The organism is Mycoplasma procyoni (assembly GCF_017052595.1).
Lineage (GTDB): Bacteria > Bacillota_I > Bacilli_A > Mycoplasmatales > Metamycoplasmataceae > Mesomycoplasma_A > Mesomycoplasma_A procyoni.
In genome coordinates this window covers 1-935 of sequence record NZ_JAFIDB010000019.1, presented here as the reverse complement: position 1 = coordinate 935, position 935 = coordinate 1, and the positions used below count along the sequence as shown (strand labels likewise).

The window sequence follows — 935 nt, the reverse complement described above, 5'->3', positions numbered from 1 at the left end:
CTCCCATGGTGTGACGGGCGGTGTGTACAAGACCCGAGAACGTATTCACCGCAGCGTAGCTGATCTGCGATTACTAGCGAATCCGACTTCATGAAGTCGAGTTGCAGACTTCAATCCGAACTGAGATTGGTTTTTTGAGGTTTGCTCCATGTCACCATATTGCTTCTCTTTGTACCAACCATTGTAGCACGTGTGTTGCCCCACTCGTAAGAGGCATGATGATTTGACGTCGTCCCCACCTTCCTCCTGGTTACCCAGGCAGTCTCTCTAGAGTCCTCAACTAAATGTTAGTAACTAAAGACAAGGGTTGCGCTCGTTGCAGGACTTAACCTAACATCTCACGACACGAGCTGACGACAACCATGCACCATCTGTCACCTTGTTAACCTCCGCTATATCTCTATAGCATTGCAAGGGATGTCAAGAGTGGGTAAGGTTCTACGCGTATCTTCAAATTAAACCACATGCTCCTCCGCTTGTGCGGGTCCCCGTCAATTCCTTTAAGTTTCACTCTTGCGAGCATACTACTCAGGCGGATCATTTACTGCGTTAGCTGCATCGGTAAGTCTTCCTACCAACTAATGATCAACGTTTACGGCGTGGACTACCAGGGTATCTAATCCTGTTTGCTCCCCACGCTTTCGTTCCTCAGTGTCAATATACAACCAGTTAGCTGCCTTCGCCTATTGGTGTTCTTCCTAATATCTACGCATTCCACCGCTTCACTAGGAATTCCGCTAACCTCTTTGTAATTCTAGCTTGCCAGTATCTAAAGCGGGCCGAAGTTGAGCTTCGGTATTTAACTCCAGACTTAACAAACAACCTACGAACTCTTTACGCCCAATAATTCCGGATAACGCTCGCGACCTATGTATTACCGCGGCTGCTGGCACATAGTTTGCCATCGCTTTCTAACAAGGTACCGTCAATTAAGG

Annotated in this window: 1 rRNA gene; it reads right to left on the bottom strand. The window is 47.6% G+C overall.

The annotated features are described in order from the left end of the window. Window positions 1-935: ribosomal RNA gene (locus tag JV122_RS04170) — 16S ribosomal RNA — on the bottom strand; the annotation flags it as partial.